The 26426-nt window shown below is 36.2% G+C and carries 29 protein-coding genes; 17 read left to right on the top strand and 12 right to left on the bottom strand.

All coding sequences use genetic code 11. From position 1 onward, the window contains the following. Positions 1–4 precede the first annotated feature (4 nt). The 6 genes from ETP70_RS04735 (at position 5) to ETP70_RS04760 (ending at position 4192) form a co-directional block, all read left to right on the top strand. On the top strand, positions 5–496 hold the full coding sequence (locus tag ETP70_RS04735) for a DUF4149 domain-containing protein (protein WP_151900100.1): 492 nt from the start codon (positions 5–7) through the stop codon (positions 494–496). Positions 497–558: 62 nt separating this feature from the next. Next, entirely contained in the window at positions 559–1227 is a 669-nt protein-coding gene (locus tag ETP70_RS04740) for a nitrous oxide reductase accessory protein NosL (RefSeq protein WP_151900101.1), read from the top strand. After that, positions 1220–1417: a hypothetical protein gene (locus tag ETP70_RS04745; RefSeq protein ID WP_151900102.1), complete on the top strand. Its 198-nt coding sequence runs from the start codon at positions 1220–1222 to the stop codon at positions 1415–1417. Before ETP70_RS04740 ends, ETP70_RS04745 begins: the two co-directional genes overlap by 8 nt. Continuing rightward, a complete protein-coding gene (locus ETP70_RS04750) occupies positions 1414–2586 on the top strand; it encodes an ABC transporter permease (protein ID WP_151900103.1) in 1173 nt (390 codons plus the stop codon). Before ETP70_RS04745 ends, ETP70_RS04750 begins: the two co-directional genes overlap by 4 nt. Beyond that, positions 2583–3242, top strand: a complete 660-nt coding sequence (locus ETP70_RS04755; RefSeq protein WP_151900104.1) for an ABC transporter ATP-binding protein — start codon at positions 2583–2585, stop codon at positions 3240–3242. The genes ETP70_RS04750 and ETP70_RS04755 overlap by 4 nt, the downstream gene beginning before the upstream one ends. After that, positions 3233–4192: a hypothetical protein gene (locus ETP70_RS04760; RefSeq protein WP_151900105.1), complete on the top strand. Its 960-nt coding sequence runs from the start codon at positions 3233–3235 to the stop codon at positions 4190–4192. Before ETP70_RS04755 ends, ETP70_RS04760 begins: the two co-directional genes overlap by 10 nt. On the opposite strand, the gene ETP70_RS04765 is transcribed toward ETP70_RS04760, so the two are convergent. The 4 genes from ETP70_RS04765 to ETP70_RS04780 are packed head-to-tail and all read right to left on the bottom strand — an operon-like array spanning position 4189 to position 8454. Then, complete coding sequence (locus ETP70_RS04765; RefSeq protein WP_151900106.1) at positions 4189–4491, bottom strand: J domain-containing protein; 303 nt, start codon at positions 4489–4491, stop codon at positions 4189–4191. The two genes, ETP70_RS04760 and ETP70_RS04765, sit on opposite strands and share 4 nt — an antisense overlap. A 5-nt stretch (positions 4492–4496) precedes the next feature. Beyond that, complete coding sequence (ftsZ, locus tag ETP70_RS04770) at positions 4497–5609, bottom strand: cell division protein FtsZ (RefSeq protein WP_151900107.1); 1113 nt, start codon at positions 5607–5609, stop codon at positions 4497–4499. A gap of 12 nt (positions 5610–5621) precedes the next feature. Next, positions 5622–6986 carry a cell division protein FtsA gene (gene ftsA, locus ETP70_RS04775; protein WP_151900108.1) on the bottom strand — a complete coding sequence of 455 codons (1365 nt, stop codon included), beginning with the start codon at positions 6984–6986 and terminating at the stop codon, positions 5622–5624. Position 6987: 1 nt separating this feature from the next. Further along, positions 6988–8454, bottom strand: coding sequence for a peptidylprolyl isomerase (locus tag ETP70_RS04780; RefSeq protein WP_151900109.1), 1467 nt, complete (start codon positions 8452–8454; stop codon positions 6988–6990). Between the two features lie 94 nt (positions 8455–8548). Between ETP70_RS04780 and ETP70_RS04785 the strand changes: the two genes are divergently transcribed. After that, the gene (locus tag ETP70_RS04785; protein ID WP_151900110.1) at positions 8549–9844 is read left to right on the top strand and encodes an adenosylmethionine--8-amino-7-oxononanoate transaminase; all 1296 of its coding nucleotides are present in this window, start codon (positions 8549–8551) and stop codon (positions 9842–9844) included. Here the strand turns inward: ETP70_RS04785 and ETP70_RS04790 are convergent. Beyond that, positions 9841–10434 carry a class II aldolase and adducin N-terminal domain-containing protein gene (locus ETP70_RS04790; protein WP_151900111.1) on the bottom strand — a complete coding sequence of 198 codons (594 nt, stop codon included), beginning with the start codon at positions 10432–10434 and terminating at the stop codon, positions 9841–9843. The genes ETP70_RS04785 and ETP70_RS04790 overlap by 4 nt on opposite strands. Before the next feature lie 5 nt (positions 10435–10439). Continuing rightward, a complete protein-coding gene (gene dnaJ, locus ETP70_RS04795; protein WP_151900112.1) occupies positions 10440–11561 on the bottom strand; it encodes a molecular chaperone DnaJ in 1122 nt (373 codons plus the stop codon). An 87-nt stretch (positions 11562–11648) separates the two neighbouring features. Between dnaJ and mltA the strand changes: the two genes are divergently transcribed. The 3 genes from mltA to ETP70_RS04810 are packed head-to-tail and all read left to right on the top strand — an operon-like array spanning position 11649 to position 14209. Beyond that, positions 11649–12752, top strand: coding sequence for a murein transglycosylase A (mltA, locus tag ETP70_RS04800; protein WP_230973314.1), 1104 nt, complete (start codon positions 11649–11651; stop codon positions 12750–12752). Further along, entirely contained in the window at positions 12749–13318 is a 570-nt protein-coding gene (gene recR / locus ETP70_RS04805; RefSeq protein WP_151900113.1) for a recombination mediator RecR, read from the top strand. Before mltA ends, recR begins: the two co-directional genes overlap by 4 nt. Further along, positions 13319–14209 carry a phospholipase A gene (locus tag ETP70_RS04810; RefSeq protein WP_151900114.1) on the top strand — a complete coding sequence of 297 codons (891 nt, stop codon included), beginning with the start codon at positions 13319–13321 and terminating at the stop codon, positions 14207–14209. Here ETP70_RS04810 and ETP70_RS04815 read toward each other — a convergent pair. The 5 genes from ETP70_RS04815 to ETP70_RS04835 form a co-directional block, all read right to left on the bottom strand. Continuing rightward, positions 14206–15000: a shikimate dehydrogenase gene (locus tag ETP70_RS04815; RefSeq protein WP_151900115.1), complete on the bottom strand. Its 795-nt coding sequence runs from the start codon at positions 14998–15000 to the stop codon at positions 14206–14208. The genes ETP70_RS04810 and ETP70_RS04815 overlap by 4 nt on opposite strands. A gap of 10 nt (positions 15001–15010) precedes the next feature. Next, positions 15011–16423 carry an anthranilate synthase component I family protein gene (locus tag ETP70_RS04820; protein WP_151900116.1) on the bottom strand — a complete coding sequence of 471 codons (1413 nt, stop codon included), beginning with the start codon at positions 16421–16423 and terminating at the stop codon, positions 15011–15013. A 16-nt stretch (positions 16424–16439) separates the two neighbouring features. Continuing rightward, the gene (locus ETP70_RS04825; protein ID WP_151900117.1) at positions 16440–17090 is read right to left on the bottom strand and encodes an SPOR domain-containing protein; all 651 of its coding nucleotides are present in this window, start codon (positions 17088–17090) and stop codon (positions 16440–16442) included. A gap of 61 nt (positions 17091–17151) precedes the next feature. Beyond that, positions 17152–17694 (bottom strand): DUF1882 domain-containing protein, encoded by a 543-nt coding sequence (locus tag ETP70_RS04830; protein ID WP_151900118.1) that lies wholly within the window; start codon positions 17692–17694, stop codon positions 17152–17154. A 9-nt stretch (positions 17695–17703) separates the two neighbouring features. Further along, a complete protein-coding gene (locus tag ETP70_RS04835) occupies positions 17704–18951 on the bottom strand; it encodes a serine hydroxymethyltransferase (RefSeq protein WP_151900119.1) in 1248 nt (415 codons plus the stop codon). Positions 18952–19116: 165 nt separating this feature from the next. Between ETP70_RS04835 and rbr the strand changes: the two genes are divergently transcribed. Further along, entirely contained in the window at positions 19117–19773 is a 657-nt protein-coding gene (rbr, locus tag ETP70_RS04840; RefSeq protein ID WP_151900120.1) for a rubrerythrin, read from the top strand. 24 nt (positions 19774–19797) lie between these two features. Here the strand turns inward: rbr and amrA are convergent, their stop codons facing one another. Beyond that, positions 19798–20352: an AmmeMemoRadiSam system protein A gene (amrA, locus tag ETP70_RS04845; protein ID WP_151900121.1), complete on the bottom strand. Its 555-nt coding sequence runs from the start codon at positions 20350–20352 to the stop codon at positions 19798–19800. Positions 20353–20414: 62 nt separating this feature from the next. On the opposite strand from amrA, the gene ETP70_RS04850 reads away from it, so the two are divergent. The 6 genes from ETP70_RS04850 to ETP70_RS04875 all read left to right on the top strand — a co-directional run bounded on the left by ETP70_RS04850 (position 20415) and on the right by ETP70_RS04875 (position 26422). Next, positions 20415–21362: an AAA family ATPase gene (locus tag ETP70_RS04850; protein ID WP_151900122.1), complete on the top strand. Its 948-nt coding sequence runs from the start codon at positions 20415–20417 to the stop codon at positions 21360–21362. A 4-nt stretch (positions 21363–21366) separates the two neighbouring features. Continuing rightward, a complete protein-coding gene (locus ETP70_RS04855; protein WP_151900123.1) occupies positions 21367–22227 on the top strand; it encodes a DUF58 domain-containing protein in 861 nt (286 codons plus the stop codon). Then, on the top strand, positions 22224–22610 hold the full coding sequence (locus ETP70_RS04860; RefSeq protein ID WP_151900124.1) for a hypothetical protein: 387 nt from the start codon (positions 22224–22226) through the stop codon (positions 22608–22610). Before ETP70_RS04855 ends, ETP70_RS04860 begins: the two co-directional genes overlap by 4 nt. 94 nt (positions 22611–22704) lie before the next feature. After that, on the top strand, positions 22705–23517 hold the full coding sequence (locus ETP70_RS04865) for a vWA domain-containing protein (protein WP_188110051.1): 813 nt from the start codon (positions 22705–22707) through the stop codon (positions 23515–23517). Then, positions 23518–25065, top strand: a complete 1548-nt coding sequence (locus tag ETP70_RS04870) for a vWA domain-containing protein (protein ID WP_151900126.1) — start codon at positions 23518–23520, stop codon at positions 25063–25065. It begins immediately after the preceding gene. Further along, complete coding sequence (locus ETP70_RS04875) at positions 25043–26422, top strand: BatD family protein (protein ID WP_188110052.1); 1380 nt, start codon at positions 25043–25045, stop codon at positions 26420–26422. Before ETP70_RS04870 ends, ETP70_RS04875 begins: the two co-directional genes overlap by 23 nt. Positions 26423–26426 lie beyond the last annotated feature (4 nt).

Consider the following 26426-nt stretch of genomic DNA (forward strand, 5'->3'; position numbering starts at 1 on the left):
CAAAATGAAAAAAAATATTTATCTGGATTTTACATATTTTATTGTTTTAGCAGCTACTTTTGGAGCTGTTTTGGTTTTAGGTGCTATCGTTGCGCCTGTTATTTTTCATACAGACAAGATTACAGTCAACTTGCTGATAGACCATTATAATGCGGGTATTATAATGGGAGAAATTTTTCACAGGTTTTCATATTGGACCTATTTTGTAGCAATTTTTGTCGCTTTGTATGAGACTATGGCTTATAAAATGGGTCAGCGTGATGCCATCAGTTTTGCAGCGGCTGTCACAGTGATATTTGCATCTTTGATGTTTTCTGCAGTGTATGTTCCAAAAATCCTTTCTATGCAGGCACTGGGAGCAGAAGCTACACAAAGCGATACCTTTGAACATCTTCATATTGCAAGTGAGATAGATTTTAAAATACTGGCATTTGCTCTTTTGGTTCTGTTTGTCAGAAGATTGATGCTCTTAAGAGTACCTTCCAGGCAACTTTAACGCTAAATTAACACTATTTTGATAAGATTTGTCCTGAACATATTTTTGTATTAGGTGGTTTTATGTCAATTTTTAAATTTTTCATTCTTGTTCCTCTTTTTTCAACACTTCTTTTTTCTTATCCGAATTATTCACAGGCCTTTAAAGAGAAGAAGCTTTATCCTATGGGTGAAAAAATTTATAAGAAAAAATGTTCTGATATAGACGTAAAGAGATACAACAGTTATGAAGAACTCTCAAATGCTTTGCTTACAAAAAAGAGTTGTGCAACACTCAATAAAAAATACTTGGAGGCATTGGCGCTTTATCTGTGGGAGGTTAAAAGAGTCTCAGGCAAACACAGACACTTTTGCAAACTTACTGTTTCAAAAGATGAAAAATGTCCTGTGTGCGGTATGCTTTTATATAAATATCCAAGTTGGATTTCACGTATAGAGTATACTGACAAAAATGTATCTTTTGACGGAATTAAAGATATGATGAAGTACTATTTTGAACATCCGAAGAAAATAAAACATATGTTGGTGCAAGAGTATTATACGCAGCAGGTTATAGATGCAAAAAAAGCCTATTTTGTTATGTGGAGTGATGTGTACGGACCTATGGGAAATGAGTTGATAGCTTTTAAGGATGAAGCATCTGCCAAACGGTTTTATCTTGACCACAAGGGAAAAAAGATACTCAAGTTTGATGATATCACGCCTGAAGATGTGTATAAACTGGATGAATAAAAAAAGCCGTTTTTGTCTCTTTACATGTAGTGCTTTAGTGCTTTTGAGTGTGGGAGAAATATTTTATCTACAGATGAATGATACGCTGACAAAACAAGAGTGTATGCAAAAGAAAAAATTTGTACAAATGACAACTGTTTCCAATTTTGTTTTGGCGCTGAAAAACAACTCTATTAAGGCAATACCGTGAAAAAGATTAATTTTCATCTTCTGGAATATGCCATCAATTATATTTTACGATATAAAGCAAAGAACATATTTATTCTTATAATACTGACACTGCTCATTACTCTGTTGGCGTCATTCTTTTTTGTGCAAAACTCGCTGAAGTATGAACTGGAATCAACACTTGATGCCCAACCGCAAATTATAGTGACAAATCAAAAGGCGGGCAGAGATACCACTGTGGATGAGCATGTGATAGATAGCATTGTAAATATTAAAGGTGTATCCGATGTAAATGCACGTGTATGGGGATATTATTGGTTTAAACATATGCATGCAAGATTTATTGTAGTAGGTATAGATGAATTTGAAAATCAATACAATGCTACTTTTGAAAATATAATAAAAAACAGTGAACTGAATGCTTCGTCTATGCTTGTAGGAGAGGGAGTCAAACGCATATTGGATGCAAGTTATTATAAAGAATATTTTAATTTTATTTCTCCTGATTTATCAGTAAAAAAAATTTATATAGCCGGAACATTCAAAGCCGCAACACAGTTGGAATCAAATGATATGATTGTTATGAACAAAGATACTGTGAAAGAAATTTTTGGTTACACAAACAGTGAGGCTACAGATTTGGCTGTTCGTGTCAATAACCCTCTGGAACTTCCTTCCATAATGTCAAAGATTCAAAATAGATTTCCAACTTTTAAAATTGTTGCGAGAAAAGATTTGAAAACAGCACTTGAAAACCAGTTTAATTATACCAGCACTGTTTTTTTAATTCTGTTTACCATTACTCTTTTTACATTTTTTATGATTGTTTATGATAAATCCAGCGGACTCAGCAGTGAAGAAAAAAAAGAGATAGGCATACTTAAGGCAATAGGCTGGACAATTGATGATGTTCTTAAAGCACGCATATATGAAGGTCTCATTATCTCTTTTATCGCTTATATTATGGGAATAACCCTGGCTCTCTTTTATGTGTATATTTTAAATGCGCCGATACTCAAAAATATATTTATAGACTATAATGATATTGCAAACAGTTTTACGCTTCCCTTTGTGCTTGACTATAAGATACTGTTTTTACTTTTTTTGCTCAGTGTCCCTGTATATATGTTTGCAACAATCATTCCGTCATGGAGAATTGCTACGCTTGATGCTGATGAGGTAATACGATGATAAAACTGCTACATGTAAGCAAAATTTATGATGATATAAAAGCTTTGGATAACATTGATTTGGAAATTGGCGAAGGAGAACTTGTCATATTAAAAGGGGTCAGTGGCAGTGGAAAAAGTACCATACTTTCATTGATTGCCGGACTGCTCAAACCGACAAACGGAGATGTCCTGGTTGAAAACAAACATATCTCAAAACTGCCGGATCATTTTTGCTCCCGATACAGAAGAGACAATATCGGATTTATATTTCAAAAATATAATTTGATTCCGACGCTGAGTGTTCGTGATAATATTTTACTGCCATTGGTGCCGTTAAACCTGGATGAAAAGGCTTTACATGTAAAGCTTTTTTCTGTAATGAAGATGTTTGACATTGAACATAAAAAAGATGCGAGGGTAAAGAATCTCTCGGGTGGTGAACAGCAAAGAGTTGCAATAGCCAGGGCAAATGTAAACAATCCAAAAATAATTCTGGCAGATGAACCGACTGCAAATCTGGATGAAAAGCTCTCTTGTGAATTCATACAAATTCTTAAAGAATTAAAGTCTATGAATAAAACTGTCATCGTTGCAACGCATGACCCTCTTTTTTTTGATTTGGATTTTGTGGATCGTGTTGTAGAGATACATAATGGTAAACTGCTATGCTCCTGACGCCTGAAGTATTGACAATAGACATACTGAATCTGCTCTTTGTTGTTTTCGCCACTCTTGCATTTTATTACAGTGTGAAAATAGTCTCCCGATACGACCGTAATGCTACAACTCCATTGCAGTATAATCTGGAAAAACAAAGCTATCTGGTAAGTGTAGTTATAAAATTTATTTTTTACACCAAGGTTTTATTGTTTATATTTTTTATTTTTACTCTTGATGATATTTCAAATATTTTACCCGGGGCAATGTGTGGAGCCGGTGTCGTCAATGCAACACAATACGGTACCTATCTTCTGATACTTAAAGTTATCAATTTATATATTTTTGCCTACTGGCTGGTACTTAACAATGAAGATATGAAATCAGAACAACAGATATATTTACAATTGAAGTTAAAAATATATCTGTTTGCATATTTTTTACTCATTCTCGAAATAGGGCTGGAGAGCCTGATGTTTCTTTCTATAGATACAAAGAGTGTTGTAGACTGTTGCGGTGCTATTTTTTCTACAACAGACGGTACCTACATGGCACATTTGCTAAGTGTAAACCCGGTAATGCTTCTTGGAAGTTTTTATGCTCTGTTTGCGTTTATTGTATTGGCATACAAAATAAAAAACAGATATCTGTTTTCTCTTATGAATCTACTGTTTGTTATTGCAGCCTTGGTCTCACTCATAGGTTTTTTTGGAACGTATATATACGAACTGCCAACACATCACTGCCCGTTTTGTCTGCTGCAAAAAGATTATAACTATATAGGATATTTGTTATATATATTTTTATTTATCGGTACTTTTTTTGGTATTGTTTTGGGGCTTGTTCCTTTCAGGCAAGAAGATGAAAATGCAAAATATAAGATATCGCTTTTTTTTACAACTCTGTATGTTATAGCTGTAAGTTACTATCCGCTTGCATATTATATAAAAAATGGTGTTTGGCTTTAGACATTATGTTGGTTGTCCCCAAATTTACTATTCCACCACTCTTGAGGTGTGTAGGTTGATTTTTTAACACTCTCTTCATCAAGAGGGTATTCATAAGTGTTGCAGTAGTCAAGTATAATTTGATAGGCTTCATTGATTTGCATACTCATCTGTGTTGCCTGTTCATAGTTGTCTTTATGTTTGTCAGGATGCCATTTTTTCATAAGGTTTTTATATTTGTTTTTTATTTCTTTGAGAGAAGCTTTTTCGCGAAGACCAAGGAGTGATTTGGCCTTCATTATTTTTTCAAAAGAGTGCAATGGAGTTAGTCTTGTTGTTGTCTCATATAAGCAGGAATATCCAGATAGTCACCGTCAAGTTCGCCGCCTACGACAAGTCTTGGTCTTACTTTGGCGCGAACAGGAGCAGGTGTTTCACTGACAAAATCTTCATTGTTTGTCAGTTCTTTTTCAAAACCTGTTGCAACAATAGTGATTTTAATATAGTTCTCAGGAATCTTCTCGCTTGTAGAGGTTCCCCAGATAACTTCTGCATCATCATGTGCACTTTCATGGACAACTTCCATTGCTTCTGCAAGTTCCATCATAGGAAAATCAGGATGCATACTGAAATGTACCAAAACACCCATTGCACCGTTAATGGACATGTTGTCTAAGAGCGGAGACTCTATTGCCGCTTTAATCGCTTCATAGGCTGCATTTTCACCTTCATGTTCCCCCACACCCATCAGTGCCATACCTTTGTGACTCATAACAGTTTGCAAGTCGGCAAAGTCAAGGTTGATATCATTGTCCCCGCTTGAGAGGATAACACCTGATGTTCCGCTGACAGCCTGTGCCAATACGCTGTCTACTATTTTAAAGCTCTCTTTAAGTCCCAGTCTTCGGTCGATGATTGATAAAAGTTTGTCATTTGGAATAACTACTATAGAATCACTCTCTTTTTTGAGTTCTTCTAATCCTTCTTCCGCTAATTTTAAACGTTTTTTTCCTTCAAACATAAAAGGTTTGGTAACGATTGAAATAGTAAGGGCTCCAACTTCTTTGGCTATCTGAGCAACTACAGGTGCAGCACCTGTTCCGGTTCCTCCGCCAAGACCTGCAGAGATAAAAACAATGTCAGCCCCTTCAAGTGCTGCTCTGATTTCATCATAGTTTTCCAGTGCAGAATCTTTGCCTATGCTTGGTTTCATTCCGGCACCCAAACCTTTTGTAAGTTTTGCACCTATTTGAATCTTTGAAGCGGCATTTGTTTCATTGAGAACCTGTGCATCGGTATTGATAAGCATCATCTCAATACCTGTTACACCTTCATTAATCATATGTCCTATCATGTTTCCACCGCCGCCACCGACACCGACAGCTATAATTCTTGCACCGGTAGGGCTCTGTGCTTCTTCTATTACAAATGGTTCCATTCTTTCACTCCTTTAAAATAACTGGGTTGCCCAGTTCCAAAATTTACTGAAACTTCCAGCTTCATCACTTTTTTTCTCTTTCGCTGTCTCTAAGTTTACCATTTTATCCTTATCACTAACTGTTTGTTCTTCAGATGAGACTATAGGTATAACAGGTTCATTGGACAGATCAATACTGTTTGTTACTGTCGGCTCTTCATTAGTATGACGGACTCTTTTATTGACATCAATCTCATAAGGGGTATAAGGAGAAGCAGAGTACATAACCAGTCCGACAGCACTTGCATATTCCGGACCGCGCAGTGAGTCAAAAAGACCGTTCATCTCAATAGGTTTTGCCAAACGAACAGGGACAGAACCAAAGGTTGCTACAGCCAAGTCACGTATACCATCCATTTTTGAAAAACCGCCTGTGAGGACTATACCTGCTCCAATCTGCTCTTTAAGCCCACTGTTTTCTATAAACTGTGCAAGTATCATTAATGTCTCTTCGACTCTTGCAAATATAACATTGTGGACAACTTCCAGAGAGACTTCATGCGTAGAGTTCTCATCCCCGATAATAGGAAGCTCTATTAAATCATTGCTTGGAGTGAGCAGTGAACCATAAGTCAGTTTTACTTTGTCTGCAACATTAAGCGGTGTGTGCAAGGCCATGGAAAGGTCACTTGTCACATGGTTTGAACCAACACCCAAGAATTCGTTGTAGCGAATTGAATTGCCTGAGTGAATGGCAATGTTGCTTGTATTACCACCCATATCAATAACTGCGGCACCTAACTCTCTTTCATCTTCATTGAGTGTTGCGATGGCTGAAGCATAACTGTTAAGGACTACATTCTCCACCTCGACACCAGCTCCCCTGACAGCTTTTTTAAGATTGTTCAGATTTGATTTTTGTGTCGTTATGATGTGTGTTTCAACCTCAAGTCTTGAAGCATTCATCCCAAGCGGATCTTCTATATAGTCCTGGTCATCTACTTTAAAGTTAAAAGGCAGTGCATGCAGAACTTCGTATTCGTTTGGTATATTGGCGTTGTACAAAGAAGTGTGCATAACTCGTTTTATCTCTTCAAAGGAGATCTCCTTTGATTGAATGTTTACAATGCCGTTTGAGTTAAGGCTTTTTGTGTAGGCTCCGGATATGGAAACAATTGCCGTGTTGATATTGCTGCCTGATACCCGTTTTGCATCTTCAACTGCTGTTTTTATACTTCTTGAAGCAAGTTCAATGTTTGTTATGCTTCCCTTTTTTAAACCCTGTGCTTTTGTTGTGCCTGCACCGGTTATTGAGATTGTATGATTATTGTCGATTTCTGCAATGATTGCACAAATTTTTGTCGAACCTATATCTATGGCTAAAACAGTTCTACTCAATTTAGAGTCCTTGAATATAAATCTCAGTTTGGTACTTGTTTTGAAGCGTTTTTATAAGCCCTTCGTTAAACAGAGTATTTTTTAATTTTGCGACAGTATCGCTAACATTGTTGTTTTTATTTGTAAGCAGTTTTTGTTCCAAAATGTTGTATAAAACAACTTTTTCGTTATTCAGACCGATATAAGATCTTTTTTTATCACTCACAAACAGTTTTTGTAAGAAATCAGCAGCTTCTTGCTTACTTAGAGGTGCTAACTTGTCTACAGAAGTCACAGTAAGAAAATCAGAAGTTTTGCCTATAAAAGTATTTACAGAATCATTGACAAGTTTCATCAGTTTTTCTTTTTTCTTTTGTGTTATATAGAGTGGTAAAATTTCCGCTTTTGCTTCTTCAAATGATTTTGGTTTTGCAGGTATTGTTTTTGTTAACTCAAAAACATAGTATGTTCCATTGATATTTATCGGTTTTGTATATGGTTTCGTCAGTGCCAGTTTGGAAATTGTATCGAGTGTTTGCTCATTGAACGGATTGTTTGATTTTGAGATTTGAGTACTTTGCGGTTTTACAGTGTCCGGGAGTTTGTTCTTTTTAAATGCTATATATGTTCGTAAGGCTTTGTCTTTCATCGCTTTTGCATTAAGCTCCCTAAGAACCTTTTCTTTAGCTGCCTCAAGAGTTAAAATTTTACCGTCACTGCCTTTGAAATGTGTTCTGTTTTCTTTGTAGTATGTCGCAATCTCTGTATCGCTGAATTTTTTTGTTACAGGGGCTACCTTGATAAAAGTAACCTCGTAAACAACATCATTCATAAAATTGTTTTTCTGTTTTTGCCAAAACTTTTTTAATGCTTCATTGTCTACAGAAACCTGAATGTCATCAAGTGCAAGAACTTTATAGTTTATTTTGTCTGCGATGTTGAAAATCGTGTTTAAAATATTTTCTTCATTTTTTGATGTTTTTACAGGAAGTAGTTTCAAAGTTTTTTGTATAAGAAGTTCTTTTCGCAACTCGGTTTCATACTCTTTGATACTCAGTCTGTTCTGGGAAAGGACAAGCTTGTATGTCTCTTTGTCGAATGCTCCGTTTTTGTAAAAAGCTTTTTGCTGTTTGAGTGCTTCAATCATCTCTTCGTCACTTACAATAAGGTCATAGGACTGTGCAAGATTTATAAGCAATGCCTGCTGTATCAACTGTTGGAGTGCCTGTTTGTCCAATCCGAACTGTTTTGCTTTTTCTTCATCAAAGTTTCCCTGAAACATTTGATTATACTGTGCATAAAGACGAGAATAGGTTTTTTGCAGTTCACCGTTTGTAATTTCAACATTTCCCACTTTTGCAACAGCACCTGCTTTGTTGCCATAGCTGTATTGTCCCCAGCCGACAAAGCCTGCTCCAACAAATGCTATTGTTGAAATCCATATAGTTATAATAAGCCATTTCTTATGTCTTTGCATCCATGTAATCATATAATAAAAACCTTGTTTGTGATATTGTTTGATATTCTATGTAAATTCGTATTAAAACTTGATAAAGAGAGAAAATAAAAGGTATAATTTGCCCATGAAAAACAATGAATTGAAAAACAGAGATCTGGATGTCCTTTGGCATCCGTGTACACAAATGAAAGACCACGAAACGCTGCCGCTTATTCCGATTAAAAAAGCACACGGTATTTATCTGGAAGATTTTGAGGGAAACAGGTATATAGATGCTATCAGCTCCTGGTGGGTAAATATGTTTGGACATACGAATGAATATATTAATTCAAAAATAAAAGAACAGCTTGATACTTTGGAACATGTTATATTGGCAGGTTTTACGCATGAACCGGTTATAAGGCTCTCTGAGCGTCTTGTAAAACTAACACCGGCTAACCTGGATAAGTGTTTTTACTCAGATAACGGTTCATCTGCTGTTGAGCTTGCCTTGAAGATGAGTTATCATGCTCATTATAACGACGGAAAGAAAAAGTCTCTTTTTGTTTCTTTAAGCAATTCATACCATGGAGAAACCATAGGTGCTTTGAGTGTCGGAGATGTGAAACTTTACAAAGAGACCTATGAGCCTCTTTTGATCAAAACAATTCAAACACCTGTCCCTGTTGATATGAGTGAGACGGCAGCTGTAGAAGCAGCGCAGAAGTTTGAAGAACTGTGTCAGGAAAAAGCATCACAAATCAGTGCCTTGATATTAGAACCTCTTATACAGGGTGCAGGCTATATGCATATGTATCATGCAAAGTATCTGGTACTTGTTCGGGAAATATGTACAAAATATGATATTCATCTTATAGCCGATGAGGTAATGGTCGGTTTTGGAAGAACAGGAGAACTTTTTGCCTGTGAAAAAGCAGGAATATCTCCCGATTTCCTGATTCTTTCAAAAGGCTTGACCGGTGGATATTTACCGCTTTCTGTGGTTCTGACTTCCAATAACATATATGCAAAATTTTACTGTGACTATAATGAGCATAAAGCTTTTTTGCATTCTCATTCCTATACAGGGAATGCCTTAGCCTGTGCCGCTGCAAATGCAACACTTGATATTTTTGAAAATCAAAATATTATTGAAAAGAACAGAGAGCTTGCAGACTATATGTCAAAAAAACTCCAAAGGTTTTTAGAATTGCCGAATGTAGAACAAATCAGACAGACAGGGATGGTTGGCGTTGTGGAACTCAAAGGCTATGATGCTAAAGAGAGAATAGGGCTAAAAGTATATGAATATGGGCTTGAACATGGTGTTTTACTGCGTCCGCTTGGACACATAGTCTATTTTATGCCGCCTTATGTGATAACTAAGGAAGAGATAGATACTATGATGGATGTGGCATATGAAGCCATAACAGGGCTTTAGTCATAATCACAAAGAGAGTTACACGAATCACCTAACATGAGTAAGCGACAGCTTTTTTCCAAAATGGCAAGTTTTTTTGCCATTTCATGAATATCTCTGCTGTATGCATAGACCCCATATCCGCGAATCACCATCAGATTTGTCTTTTTTGTTTGAAAATACAAAATAATTTCACTTTGTGCTCTTTCATACCAGTCTTCAAATTGTTTGGGATCGATTATTTCCACCAAGCCTATCTCTGTATATCCAAAATAATCTTTTGGAATGATAATGTTATGTTCAAGCGAATAGGCTGTAGTGAATTGTGGCATACTGAAGCATATAAATTTTGCTTCTGAAATATGAGAATAGATGCCTTGGTGAATATTGGCGTCTATACTTGCCTGTTTCCATCTGTAGTCCTGTTTGAAAGACAACTCTATAAGACTCTCTTCATTGATGTTGTCAAATATAGCCTCTTTTGTGTTGATGATAAAGCGGCTTTTGTCTGTTTTGGAAGATATTGAACCGTGATATATGCCAAAAAAATCTTTTCTAAACATGGAAAGTGCCAGTGATGAGAGTTGATTTTTAAGGCGTGTTTTATTCATAAGGGTTACTTAAACCAGTTTTTCATTTTGTCTATCACTGAATCCAAAATACCTTCATGAGGTTTTGATTCTATGCCAAAAGAGTCTTGAATTTTGTCTAAAAGTTCTTTTTGTTCATCAGTCAGTTTTTTAGGATACTGGATGTTGATCACAGCGATTAAATCACCTTTTCCGTGTCCATGGACATCTTCTATCCCTTCACCTCTAAAGACATACCGTTGTTTGTCTTTTGTTCCGATGTCAAGTTTTAGTTCAAGTTCGCCTGTTAAAGAAGGTATTGTCAGGGTGTCTCCTTTAACAGCTTGCGTGAAAAATACCGGAATTTCAATATATACATCATTGTCATCTCTTATAAAATGTTTGTCAGGTTTGACTTCAAATGTTACATAAAGATCGCCACGGTTTCCTTTTTTGCCGATATTTCCTTTTCCTGAAACGCGTAAGCGGTTCCCGCTGTCAATACCTTTTGGCACAGAGATGGTAATAGTCTCTTTTACCTCTTCATAACCCTTGCCATGGCATTTTCTACATTTGTCTGTTGCTGAGGTACCTGTTCCGTTACATACCGGACAGGTTTGAGAAAAGGTCATAAAGCCCTGTTTCATATAGATTTGCCCCTGTCCTTTACATTGCGGACATGTTGAGAGCTTGCCGTCTTTTGCTCCTGTACCTTTGCATGATTCACAGGCTTTTTTATAGGTGTATTTTATCTCTTTTTCACAGCCAAATACAGCCTCATTAAAATCAATGACAATATCGACATTCATGTCAAGCGGATATTTGTCCATATCGGCAGGATTTTGGCGTCTTGTGCGTCCGCCGCCAAATCCGCTGAACATCTCTTCGAACATAGACCCCAAATCATCAAAACTTGAAGAAGATCGACTGCCGCCGCCCATTCCCTGGAGACCTTCCTTGCCATAACGGTCATAAATACTGCGTTGCTGGTCATTGCTCAAACACTGATAGGCTTCATTAATAAGCTTAAATTTGTGTTCTGCCTCTTTATCCCCAGAGTTTTTATCCGGATGATATTTTTTTGCCAAAGTTCGGTAAGCTTTTTTGATAGTTGCCTTATCTGCATTTTGTGATACTTCTAAAATCTCATAATAGCTTAAGTGTTCCATTATAATAAAATCCTATTTAAATATTTTTTTGAAATTATACCCATTTTGTAGTTTAAAAAAAAATAATTAGATGATATAATACTGTTTATGAAACAAACAACTCTTTTTTTCCTGATGATGACACTTTTTTTAGGGTGCAACAAACATACACAGTCGCCACAGCCGAGTAAAATAAAAAATGTAAATTTTACCAAAACATCTTTTTCAAAACTTCCCGGATTTCAAGAACAAAATTATGATGAATTCTTAAATAATTTTACAAATAACTGTAAAAGTACACAGGGACAAAAAATCTATAAAAATTTATGTCAAAAAGCCTTACATGTAACAGATGCAAAACAGTTTTTGCTTAATAACTTCACCCCTTACTCAATAGCTGATAAAAGTGGAAATAAGGAGGGATTGTTAACCGGGTACTATGAAGCATGGATACACGGTTCTTTTCATAAGAGCGATACCTACAAATACCCGATTTATGCAACACCAAAGGATCTGGTTGTTGTAGATCTGAGTTCTATATATCCCGAACTCAAAAACTACAGGCTTCGAGGAAAGATACAAAATAACAGACTGGTTCCTTATTACAGCCGCAAAGAAGCAAAGCTTCATGATTTAAATGCCTCGGTCATTTGCTACTGTGATTCTAAAATAGACAGATTTTTTCTACAGGTACAGGGCTCAGGAAAGGTAATCTTGGATGATAATTCGACGATGTATATAGGGTATGAAAACCAAAATGGCTATAAATATAAATCAATAGGAAAGTATTTGGTGCAAAAAGGAGAAATTTCTTTGCAAAACATCTCTTTGCAGAGTATCCGTAAATGGTTGGAGGAACATCCCTCTCAGATCGATGAAATACTTGATTACAATCCTTCTTTGGTCTTTTTTACAAAAAGAGACAAAGGTGCAACAGGTGCATTAGGGTTACAACTTCGAGAGAAAAGTTCTATTGCAGTTGATAAAAAATATATTTCGTTGGGAAATATGCTATACTTGTCATCAAATTTCGGAAAAGAAAAATTTAATAATATCGTTTTTGCCCAAGATACGGGTGGGGCTGTCAAAGGTCCTGTACGGGCAGATCTGTTTTTAGGCAGTGGAGAGGATGCATTGCAAATTGCCGGAAAACTACAATCACCATTACAGCTATGGCTATTTATGCCAAATAAAAAAGAAGTGAATGAATGAACAGTTCCTTGGAAAAATTTAACAGGCTTGTTGATGCACTCGGTGAATTGCCGAGTATAGGAAAAAAGTCGGCGACAAGACTGGCGTATCATATGATTATGAACGATACATTTGCAGGGATGAAAATAGCACATGCTATTGAAGATGCCCTGGGGAGTCTGAAAAAATGCAAAGAGTGTGGTGGTATGAGCGAAGATGAACTGTGTCATATCTGCTGTGACGAGACACGCGACACATCTTTATTGTGCATAGTTGAAAATGCTAAAGATATTTTGCTTTTGGAAGAAAATGGCCTGTTTGACGGAAAATATTTTGTTTTGGAATCACTCGAAGAGTTAAGTATGACACATCTGGAAACTATTGTACAAAATGGAATAAGAGAAGTGTTGTTTGCGCTTACGCCCTCAATAGCAAATGATGCCGTCATTCTGTATATAGAAGACAAACTTGGTATATATGATTTGAATTTTTCTAAAATAGCACAGGGTGTCCCGACAGGAGTCAGTTTGGAAAATATAGATTTGCTTTCATTAACGAGAGCGTTAGAAGATAGAGTAAGGGTGTAGATGAGATTATTTTTATATGTGATTTTAATAGTAACGGTGCTCCAGGCAGAACAAATCTCTGATGCAACAAAAAGTAAAATAAATATTGAAAATATTACAAATGATACTTCAAAAGAGAATATGCAAAAATGGCTTGATAACTCTTTTGGTCTTCGTCCCTATAAAGCAAATTACCTTTTACCTTTTGGTGTTGCAAATAAGAAGTATATAAATCATAAACTCGATATTGTGCCATATGATAAGTTTGAAGCTGAAATCCAAGTGAGCTTGCAATTGCAAGTTTTTAAAAATATTTTTGGTTTAGGGGAAAAATACTCTTTGGCATATACGCAACAGGCTTTTTGGCAGATATATGTTACATCTTCTCCTTTTAGAGAAAACTTATATAACCCTGAAGGATTTGTTGTTTTTCCCATTAGTGACAAAAGCTCAATATTTCAAATGCGATCATTAAAATTTGCTATTGCACATAAATCAAACGGACAGCCGAATACAGAGTATATACCAGAATTTAATGGTTTTAATCTCTCTAAAAGTATAAATTATTTTTATACAACATTGCGATTGCAACATAGTACGCTTATTACAGACTTAACACTTTTGGTACCTTTCCCGGGAAGTGCAAATTTAAGTGATAATCCTGATTTAATGAAATATTTAGGGTATACAAAGGTAAAATTTACCTATTTTTATAAGAAACATATGTTTAGTCTGATGGCACGAGGGAATATAGACAGTATGAGAGGAGCGGTTGAAGCGACCTATTCTTACCCTTTACGAAAAGACAAATCATATCTGTATATAAAACTTTTTAGTGGATATGTAGAGTCTTTAATAGATTACAACAAAGATATCACAAAACTTTCTATAGGTTTTAGCTTTTCTCGTTAGTAAAGAAAACTTTTTTGCATCTCCTTTTTTATGGCTTCTTTGTCAAGTTCAAAGTTGCAAAAAAGTTCATTTGCCAAAACTCCCTGTCCCAAAAGCATATCTGCACCGTCTTTACATGTAAGACCTTTTTCCTTGGCAAGTTGTAAAAAGGGAGTAATTCTGCCATATATGGCATCTGCAACATAGCGAGTATTTTGCAAAGCAGCTTCAATCATCTCTTTTGGTGCAGGCAGATTTTCATCTTTGAGACCGGCACTTGTTGTATTTATAACCAAGTCATACTGACTGGGCTGAAAATTTTCCCATGTATAACATTCACAGTCAAGTTTTTCAAAGTATGTAAGGCGTGCCTTGCTTCTGTTGAGTATGCTTACATGTAAACCTTCTTCTAAAAATTTTTGCACAAGAGCTTTTGCTGTGCCGCCTGCACCAAGTACCAAAATATTTTGTATATTTTTAAACTCATTTATGGCATACATAAAGCCATCAGCATCTGTATTGTAGCCGATAAGTTTTCCGTTTTCATTTATAAGTGTATTGACAACTCCGATTTTTTTTGCAAAGCCCCGAACTTCATCACAGGCAGCATAGGCGCTCTCTTTGTGTGGTACTGTGACATTGGCACCGCTCAGGCCCAGAGAAAAAAAGGTTTCTTTGAGTTTGTTGCCATCTTTGAGAAGCGTGCGTGTATAGCAGGCATTGTAATTAAGATTTTTGAAAACGCTGTTGTGCATCAGAGGACTGCGGGAGTGTGAAACAGGATTTCCAAAGATGGAGAAAAGTTTATGCATTGTATCTCTTTTAGTCTTTTTTATCTAAATCTTCAAGTGAGTGAATGAGCGCACCCAGTTTATTGTTTACTTCAAGATACTCCAGTTCTTTTATACTGTCTGCGACTATGCCTGCACCTGCCTGAAGAACTACCTTGTCTTCTTTTACAAGGGCTGTCCGTATGGCAATTGCACTGTCCATATTTCCGTCAAACCCGAAGTATCCGACACTGCCGCTGTAAAAACCGCGTTTTAAGCCTTCATATTCGGCTATAAGTTCCATAGCACGAATTTTTGGAGCACCGGTCATAGTACCTGCTGTAAATGTTGCCATAAACAGATCAAACATATCTTTGTCATCATCGAGTGTTGCTACCACATCAGAAACAATATGCATAACATGTGAAAAACGCTCTATATGCATAATATCTTCCACTTTGACTGTACCGGTTTTGGCAACCCGGCCGACATCGTTTCTGCCAAGATCTATAAGCATTAAATGTTCAGCCAACTCTTTTGGGTCTGCGAGCAGTTCTTTTTCAAGTTCTTTGTCTTTTTGTTTTGTAGTTCCGCGTTTTCTTGTACCGGCAATTGGGCGAAGAAGCAATTGTGTATCTGTGAGTCTCACCATAACTTCAGGCGATGAGCCGACGATACTGAAATCTTCATACTCCATTAAAAACATATAAGGGGAGGGATTTTTTGTACGAAGAATACGATAAAAACTAAAAGGGTGCACTTTTATATGTCTAGTGAAACGATTTGTCATCAAAATTTGAAAAACATCACCGCTTTTAATCATCTCCTTTGATTTGTCTATCATGGCAAAGAATTTTTCTTTTGTATGGGCAAAGCTTCCTTTGTCCTCTCCAATGTTGAAGACTCTGTGTTTGTAAGTATATGTGCCTTTTAAATCATTTTCAATGGCTTGAAATTTTTCACTGTACTCTTTGAGTGTCGAAATAAGTGTAATCTGATGATTTTTATGGGAATAGACAAGGACAAGTTTTGGTAAAATCAGGTCTAAGTCCGGAGTGTTTAATTCGTCTTTGAGGTTGTCCATGAATGATCGAAGTTTTGGCTCAAAGACTTTTACCATATCATAACCGATATAGCCGATAAATCCATCCACATAACCGACATTTAGTTTTTTTGTGGCATTTTTATATTCGTCTGTATCTATATTTTTATAATACTCTTTTAAAAAGGAAAAAGGATTTTCTTTTTTAATATGTTTTGTACCGTTTTTGTCTGTATAGACTGTTTTGTCGTCTATAAACTGTAAGCGTTCTCTCGCACCTATACAGATAAAACTGTAGTTTCCCTCACTCTGTCCGGCACTTTCAAAAAGGTAGGAGACCTCCTCCTTGAAAAACTCTTTTAGTTTTGAATAAACGGCAATAGGTGCCAGCTGATCTTGTGTAAATTGTTTAGAATATATCAAGATTACCCTTGTAAAATTATAATTTTACTAAAAATGCACCCGGCTCAATTTTGGCACGAATAACACGTTTAGCATTATTTGCTTCTTTTTGTGTTTTAAATGGTCCAATCAATACTTTGTTAAGTGTTTTTGAATTGACTGTAACTTTATGATATCTATATTTATAGCCTAAATTCGTAATAGATTTTAGGAATTTTTTATTTGGTTCATATTTTGAAAAAGACCCCACCTGTATATAATACTTTACCTTTGATGTTCCATGAGGTTTCTGTTTTATCTGGGGTTTCTGTGTCACTTTTTTGGTTTGAGTCACTACTTTTTTCTGTGGTGCAGCAACTGTTTTATGTTCTTGTTTACTTTCTTGTTTGAGTTTTTGTGCGATTTTATCTAAATCTTCATCAACAGAATTATTTTCCTGTATGACATCCACTTCTTCAAAAAGAGGTTCTTCAGGTGTTTCCTGTGTAAGAGTTTTGGCTTGAGGTTCCGGCGGCAGTATAGCTTGAGGCAAGTTGTCTGTCCCCTTGGAATTAAGTGAATTCATAAGCATTACAACTACTATGAGAATAATTCCCAATGTGGCAACAGCGAGAATTATTTTTTTATTTGAGCTGGAAGAGCCGTTTTTATTCAGGACAATATCACTTAGTTCATTCTTATCATTCATACTATTATACCCTCAATTTTTTATTTGTTCTATGATACCAAAAATAACCTAAAGAACAAAATCACATATGCTTCGACCACGAAGCGCCTCTCTCTTTTGCATAGACTTCATAAGGAAGTGTCAAAATGTTGTATTCATCAGGCAAATCATTTGTCGGAAACATTCTCCACTGCTTTGGCTGTTTTGCAGCCAGTTTCATACTGATCATTTTGCCAAGCTGTATCGCTTCTTGCAGTGTTGTATGCCCTTTGTGAATATAGAGATGCAAATGCCCTTTGGTCTTTGTTTCATAGGCTGTAAAGTTAATAAAACCTTCTTCTCGTAAAAGAAGCTGTGCTTTGTGATAAAATCTTTCAGGATCTCTGCCGTTATAATCAATAACTATATTTTCAACAATCCCTTTTTTGTCCACAATCGAATGGGCTACAGTTATTTCACCTTTTATATGTTTGTTAATCACAGACTGGTTTAAAGGCGCATTGACTTTTTCAAATTTATTGTAAAAAGTACGCCCTTTAAAGGTGATTTTGTTCACTACCGTATCTCTTTTGATCCAGTAGTGGTCACTTACCATTTTTATAAGTTTTAAATCCATGGCAGTCATGTGGGAACCTTAATATGTTGGTTGGTTGTATATTACAAAATTTTGTGCAAGTTCTTTGAGTTCTTCTTTTATTTTTGCCTGAAGTTCAGTATTGTTGATATCATCCAAAACATCTGCCATTTTATTTGCGATGAGTTCAAACTCTTTTTCTTTCATACCGCGAGATGTAAGTGCCGGTGAACCGATACGAATACCTGATGTTACGAAAGGACTTCGTGTCTCTCCGGGAACAGTGTTTTTATTGACAGTGATCCCTGCATTTCCCAGAGCTGCATCAGCATCTTTTCCGGAGATCTCTTTGCCTACAAAACTGACAAGCACTAAGTGATTGTCTGTTCCTCCGCTTACGACATCATAGCCGCGTTTCATAAGTACATCAGCCAATACAGAAGCATTTTTCTTTACCTGTTTCGCATAATCTTTCCACTCTGGTGTAAGATTGTGTTTAAAACCAACTGCTTTTGCAGCGATTACATGTACAAGCGGTCCGCCTTGAAGAGCCGGGAAAATAGCAGAGTTTATCTTCTTTGCTATATCCTCATCATCTGTCATTATCATACCGCCGCGAGGTCCTGCAAGTGTTTTGTGTGTAGTTGTTGTAACTACATGTGCGTGAGGGAATGGACTAGGATGCTCACCTGCGGCTACCAAACCTGCAATGTGTGCGATATCTGCAAAAAGAATTGCACCGACTTCATCGGCAATTTCACGAAATTTCTTAAAATCAATTTCACGGGCATACGCAGAAGCCCCGCATACGATGATTTTAGGCTGTACAATTTTAGCGATATCTAAAACTCTGTCATAGTTAATACGTCCGTCAAGTTCAACACCATAGGTGAAACTGGAGTAGTTTTTCCCTGAAAAACTTGGTTTGGAACCATGTGTCAAGTGTCCGCCATGGCTCAGGTCCATACCTAAAAGTTTGTCACCTGCTTTTAAAAGTGCCGCATAAACAGCTCCGTTTGCCTGTGATCCTGAATGTGGCTGCACATTTGCATATTTGCACCCAAAAAGTTTACATGCTCTGTCTATAGCCAGCTGTTCTACGCTGTCAGCATATTCACATCCGCCATAGTAGCGTTTTGCCGGATACCCTTCAGCATATTTGTTTGTAAAAACCGAACCCATAGCTTCCATTACTGCCGGAAGTGTGAAGTTTTCACTTGCTATCATTTCCAGATGGTTAGTCTGTCTCTCTAACTCTTTTTCGCACAAGTTATAAACTTCTTCATCGTACTCTTTTAAAAAACTCATGGTGTCAAAATCCTTGTAAAAATTAAAAAATATATTTATTGTACTGAAAATATAATAATATTGTTCTGAATGGAGAGTCTGTTTTTTATTTATCAGGGTTTTGAGAGCTGTCCTTAAGTTTCTATGTGCAATAATGATGGAAAATTTCAATATAAAGGTGTTGCTATGAGAAAGTATGAAACGTATAGATGTAACAAATGTGGAAATATTGTAGAAATACAGGCAGTCGGAGGAGGAGAACTGCATTGTTGTGGCGTGGCAATGGAGATGATTACTCAAAATCTTACTTTAGTCAATCTTATGAAAGCGTTTGCCGGAGAATCTCAAGCCCGAAACAAATACGAATTTTATGCAAAAGTAGCACAAAAAGAAGGTTACCGAGATATAGCTGCCCATTTCCAAAGAGCGGCAAACAATGAAAAAGAGCATGCAAAATTAGAATTTGCCCTGCATAACAGGCTCAAAAACAACAGTGAAGAGAGCTTTGGCAAGACAATGGAAAATCTTCAAGATGCCATTAATGGTGAGCATTATGAAAATTCTGATATGTATCCTGATTTTGCAAAAATTGCCAAAGAAGAGGGTGATAAAGAAGCAGCTGCACTTTTTACGGCTATTGGCAAAGTGGAAATTGAGCATGAGAAAATGTATAAAATGCTTTTAGAACGTCTAACTTCCGGACATGAGTTTGAAAGTGATGAAGAAGAAGCATGGATATGTGAAGTGTGCGGGCATGTTCATTATGGAAAAAAACCACCGAAAAAATGCCCTGTGTGTAAACATCCGCAAGAGTATTTTTCAAGACTGCTTGAAATAAAATAGGTCCCAAAGAGGATGAAGGAAGTCTTAAAAGACTATCGCTTCATATACATACAGCGTTGCATCCTTGCAATGCTCGGGTGCAATTCCCGCTTTTTCAATGCAGCAGCTTCTGACAAACTGCTCTTTGTCCCATCCCATATCTGTTGCCACTTGCGGTAAATAGGTACCGTTTTTATTGCCGTATTCAATATATATTCCATGTTTGCCGACAATGACATCATCAACAGAATTGACTTTTTTTCTCGGTGTAAGCACTGAAATTTCAATCTCTATATTGTCAAGTTCTTCTTTTGTGACAGGGGTAAAACGGGTGTCATACCGTGAAGCGGAAATTGCCATATCTATAATGACTTGATAAAGAGGCTCATCCGGTTCAAATCGTCCTATACAGCCTCTGAGTCTGCCGTTTTCTTTAAGTGTGACAAAAGCACCGAGGTGCAGTTTGAATTTTGGAGGTACTTTCTCTTCATCGAGGGCAATTTTTCGGTTGTGTATAACAGCTTCATAAAGCGCTGCTTTTGCTATCTCTTTGAGTGCTTTTTTTTCTTCGTCTGTGAGGTAAAATTCATCTGTGTCCATAATAAAACTCCTTTGTAAATATATTTTACATATCTTTTACAAACTAATACTACACTTTATATATGAAAAACAAGATAAAATTATTAAAACAAGAAATAGCAAAAGGGGTCATCGGTCATGAAAATATGATTGATGCTCTGCTTATCGGACTTATTACAAACGGACATATATTGCTTGAAGGGGTTCCCGGTCTTGCAAAAACAACGGCCGTCAATGCCTTGTCAAAAGCATTGAGCCTGGATTTTAAACGTGTGCAGTTTACTCCTGATTTACTGCCGTCAGACATTATCGGAGCAGAAATTTATGATGTCAAATCCGGAGAGTTTAAAATTAAACACGGTCCGGTTTTTACAAATTTGCTTTTGGCAGATGAAATAAACAGAGCGCCTGCAAAAGTACAATCGGCACTCTTGGAAGTCATGCAAGAGAGACAGGTTACAATCGGTGATGAAAGTTTTAAAATCGAACCTCCGTTTTTGGTGCTTGCAACACAAAATCCGATTGAGCAGGAGGGCGCGTATACTTTGCCCGAAGCGCAGTTAGACCGCTTTATGTTTAAAGTAATTGTCGGTTATAACACAGAAGATGAAGAGTATTTAATAGCACAAAAAGCTGCAAATGAGACTTTTGAAACCATTGAACCGGTTCTTTTGGCCAGTGAACTCGAAGAGATGAAAGAAGAGGTAAAAGCTGTTTATATCGAAGAGGAGTTGAGTACCTATATAGTAAGACTGATCTTTGCAACAAGAGATCCGAAAAAATACGGTCTTGAAGCGTTGGAACGATATATAGCTTTTGGAGCAAGTCCGCGTGCAACGATAAATATGCTCAAAGCCGTCAAAGCAAGAGCCTATTTAAGAGGGAATGATTTTGTCTCTCCTATAGATATTGCTCTGAGCATCAAAGATGTATTGCGACACCGTATCATTTTAAGTTATGACGCCATTGCAGAGGGGTTAAGCAGTGATGATATTATTCAAACAATCCTAGAATCTATAGAAATACCGTAACAGCATGCTAAAAACACTTTTGGAGTCCAATAAAAAACTTGCACTAATCCTTATCAAAACACAAAGAGAAGTCTTTAGTAAAATTGCAGGGGAAAATATTTCAAAAAAAAGAGGCGAGGGATATGATTTTCAAGAACTCAGAGAGTATGAAAGCGGAGATGATATAAGGCATATTGACTGGATTATAAGTGCAAAAACTACAAAACCCTATGTGAAAGTTTTTCATCAGCAAAAAGAACTCAACGTAGTGATTGTTCCGTTTTTATGCGGTTCGCTTCATTTTGGAACGAAAATACTGAAAAAAGATTTACTGACTCAGATTTGTGCATTACTCAGTTACAGCTGTGTCAAGCAAAACAATCCCTTTGAGAGCTATATCTGCAGTGACACACTTTTTTTGTGTACGCAAAAAACAAAACAGCTTTTTGCTGTGCGAAGACTGCTGGAAAAGGTTGAGAGTTTTGATGTCCTTGGAAAAACTTTGGATTATTCGTATAGTACACAGGCTCTTTACAGACAAATTCAAAGAAAGAGCATTCTGTTCTTAATCGGAGATTTTTTTGATACGCATGATTTAAATTTGATGGCATTGAGTCTGAAACATGAGCTTGTACTTATTATTGTCCGTGACCGTTTTGAAGAAAATCCTGCAGAACTGGGAGAGTTGCATATTACCGACCCGGCTTTGGGTATGAGTGCAGAGATAAGCCTTAACAAAAAAACGCTCCATTCCTATAGAAAAAAAATAGTACAAAATGATGAGATGCTGTATAAAAAACTCAAAACAGCAGGAGTCCGTTTTGTGAAAATTTACACAGATGAAGATCCGGCTGAAAAAATTATCGGTCTTATGGAGAAAACATGAATGAAATAAATGATATTTTTGCTCCTGTAACAGTACCGGACAACTCTTTGTATCTGTTAGTGTTTTTTATACTGCTTTTTTTTATACTGTTTTTTGCACTCTTTTATTTTTATAAAAAAAGAGTGCAAAAAAATAAAACAGACGAAACATGCTATTTGAAAATACTGCTGCATTCAAATTTTTATAATGTCAAACAAAGTGCTTATCTTTTTACCTATTACGGAAGAAAACTGGCAAAAACACAAGAGCAGAAAAAAGAGCTTGAGCATATAATTTCACAGCTTTTTCTCTATAAATACCAACAAAAATCTCTACAGATACCGCAAAAGCTCTCTCATGAAATAGAAAATTTTTTAGATACGCTAAGAGAATTCTATGCTTAATTCCTTTCATTTTACATATCCCTTTTTTTTGCTGCTGCTTCCTTTGTTTGTTTTGAGCACTTTGTTATTCAATCAGGAAAAAGAATCTTTCTATATGCCTCATTTTTTGCAACTGCTCTTGCATGTTAAGAAGAAACACTATGCAAGAGAAATTTTAAAATGGGCTATGATTACATGTATGACTGTTGCATTGAGCGATCCTGTTGTAGTGAAAAAAATAAAAGCAGTCAGGAGCAATGCCGTTGATATTGTGTTGGCACTTGATACCAGCGGTTCTATGAGTACTTATGGCTTTAATGAAAAAAATTACAAACAAAGCAGACTGGATGTGGTAAAAGAGGTCGTGAAAAGTTTTATAGATATGAGAAAGAGCGACAGAATAGGTTTGGTCATTTTTGGTACAACAGCCGCTATAGCCTCTCCTCTGAGTTTTGACAAAGAGGCGCAAAAAAATATCGTGGGCAAGATTGAAGTGGGGGTTATTGGAAAAAGCACAGCTTTGATTGATGCTCTCGTCTCCTCTGTAACGCTTTTGAAAAATTCAAAAAGTAAGTCAAAAATCATTATACTGTTGAGCGACGGAGAAGACTCTGCAAGTAAAATTCCGCTTGCATTTGCACTGAAACTGGCAAAAAAATACAGCATAAAAATTTATACGATAACCATAGACAAAAGTTACAGCAACATGATGAAGGTTATTGCCAGTAAAAACGGTGCACAAAACTTTGAAGTGCAAAATAAAAAAGATTTACTTAAAGTCTACAAACGCATTGATAGGCTGCAAAAAAGTGAACTTGAGTACAATACTTTAGATGTAGAAGAGCATATATATTTTTATTTTCTTCTGTTTTCGTTGTTGTGCGCAATCTTGCTTGTAGCACATGTAAAAACGAGAGGGGTGTTGTAAATGTTCTTTTTATATGATTATGTACTGTACCTCTTGGTTGTTCCTGCATTACTCTTTGTTTTCTCTTTTAAAAAGAGCAACAATATTCTCGAAACTGTTTTTTCTCAGGCAGTGATCAAACAACTCGTATTACATCCTCAGTTAATACAAGCTTCCATGCGCTACAGATATTTTTTACTTGTCATATCTTTGATGATAATCGCACTTGCCCGTCCTGTATATCTGAAACAAAATACGGTGATCAAACAGATGAGTAGTTCGGCTGTTATTGCACTTGATGTCTCAGAATCTATGAACTCATCAGATATTTATCCGAGCCGTTTCACTTTAGCCAAAGAAAAACTTGTAAAACTCATCGAAAAAGCAGAGCATTTACATGCAGGGGTACTGTTGTTCGCTAAAAACAGCTATATGCTTTATCCTCTCAGTGAAGATACACAGGCTCTTGCCTATATGCTTAAAAACGCTCAGATAAAGCAAAAATTTGAGCCAAACACCAATCTCTTTGGTGTATTTGAGGCAAGTGAAAAAATGCTGCATACAGAAAAAACAAAAAATATAATTTTACTGAGTGACGGTGGTGAAGATGTCACAAGAGTGGATGAAACTGCATATATTAGAAAAAATCATCTAAGGCTGTATGTCATTGATTTTGCATCCAGGAAAAATAATGCCTTGAACAATATGGTGCAAAAGAGTCATGGGTATTATACAAAGTATCAATGGGGAGAGGGTGACATAGAAAAAATTCTCAATGCCATACAAAAGAGTTCGCAAAAGATATCTGCTGATGCATATGATATGAAACAGTATCAGGAACTGTTTATGTATCCTTTGGGGCTTGCACTGTTGATTCTCTATTTTGTTTTTATACTGGGCTTGAAAAAAAAGCATACAGTTAAACTGACAGTGTTGTTTGCTCTGATGCAGCTGACTTTTTTAAATACTCCTGTAAATGCGGGTGCTTTCGATTTTATAACTCTGCAAAAAGCAAAGTCTTTTTATGCAAAAAAGCAGTACGAACAAGCGGTAGAATGTTACAAAAAGCTCAAGCCTACAAGCGCAGTTAATTATAATATTGCCAATGCTTTGTATAAAAAACATGAATATTTACAGGCAATAAAGTATTATAAAAAAGCACTCGGCAAAGATAAACTGTTCAATGCAAAAATTTATCACAATATCGGCAACTGTTATGTACAAAGAGGGAAACTGGAACTGGCAAAGTCTCAGTTTGAGCATTCTTTGCAACTGCATGTTTTTGATAAGACAAAAAAGAATTTACAGATAATTACACAGGAGCTTAAAAAAAGAAAAAAACTCAAAAAGATTTTCAGCAGAGGCACGGCAAAAGTATGTTTTAAAAACAGGCTTGAACAAATGAATAATGATTATAAAGTCAGTTCAAAATACAAGATAAAACTGCAAAAACTGGTTTTGTCAGAGGAAGAAAAATGGATAAAAATAATACAAAAACAAAAAACTCCTGTTTTCTTGCAAAAAATCCGGACAAAAAGGAGCAGCAGTGACAGTAAAAAACCTTGGTAGTATAATTTTTTTACTCTTTTGTATTCCTTTGGAACTGTATGCATGGGTACAAACAACTGCACCCAAAGAGATTGTCAAAACAGAAACTTTGGAGTTTCGCGTGGTTGCAAAAGGTTTTCATGTTACATTTCCAATGATAGAGTATATAGACGGGTATATCGTGCAAAATGTGAAAACTTTCCATGAGGCAACGCTGATTCATGCGAAAAAAGCAGACAAAGTGACTAAAATTTACTCTTTGGCACCGACCGAAGATGTTACATTACCTGCTTTTAGTATCAAAGTTGACGGCAAGGTTGAAAAGACACAGCCTTTACATGTAAAGGTGAAAAAACGCACACAAACACATTCACCGGATTATAAACTCAGTATGAACATCAGCAATATAACGCCGATGGCAGGAGAAAAGTTTCTGTTACATGTAAGGCTTGTCTCTAAAGATGATGTAGAAGACTATACTGTCGAGACCCCCCGTTTTAATGATTTTGCATTGCAGGAAATCAGTGACAAAGAGTATAAAAACGATAAAGGCGAATGGGTCGAAGAGCTTCGCTATGAAATCATAGCCCAAAAAAGCGGTACTTTTGTTTTAAATCCCATAAAAGCTACAATAGAACTCTCAAGCCCAAAATATGCAAAACGAAATATTTATTCTAATGCTCTGAACCTGGAAGTGAAAAAAATTCCAAATAATCTTACTGTTATGGGTTCTTATGAGCTTCATGCAAGTGTGAATGTCAAATATGTCCAAAAAAATCAGCCGGTACAATTCACACTCTCTCTGCAGGGCAAGGGCAATATCAATAATTTTAATGATATAAACATAAGTATAGCAGGTGCAACCGTATACGAAAAAAGTACAAAAAAACTGCACCAGGGAGAGGAAGAAATTTATCAAAAAAGTTTTGAAATTGTTTCGGATAAAAACTTTACAATTCCCTCTGTTTCTTTAGAATATTTTGACATCAAGGAGCAAAGAGTAAAAGAGATAACAACACAGGCTTTTGCGATACATGTGGAAGATGCTGTGTTTGAAGATACAACAAAAAAGAAGGAAAGGACAACTATGATGGAAAAAGCAGTTTATTTTTTGTCGGGAGTATTTGCAGCACTGTTTTTAGTTTACCTGTATCGTGTACTGAAAAATACTACAAGAACGGACAAAGAAAAAAGGATCAAAAAAGAGTTGCAGAGTATTGGGGATAAAGAGAAATTTTTGAAAAAAGTTGTACCTTATTTGGGAAAAAACAGATCACTGGACAGATTACTGTATACTCTTGAAAATGTAGAAAATGCTGAATTTAAGCAATTGAAAAAAGAGATAATCAGATATATCTGTGAAGAAGATATTTTATAGCAAC

This window comes from Sulfurimonas hydrogeniphila (genome assembly GCF_009068765.1).
In the GTDB taxonomy this organism is placed as follows: domain Bacteria; phylum Campylobacterota; class Campylobacteria; order Campylobacterales; family Sulfurimonadaceae; genus Sulfurimonas; species Sulfurimonas hydrogeniphila.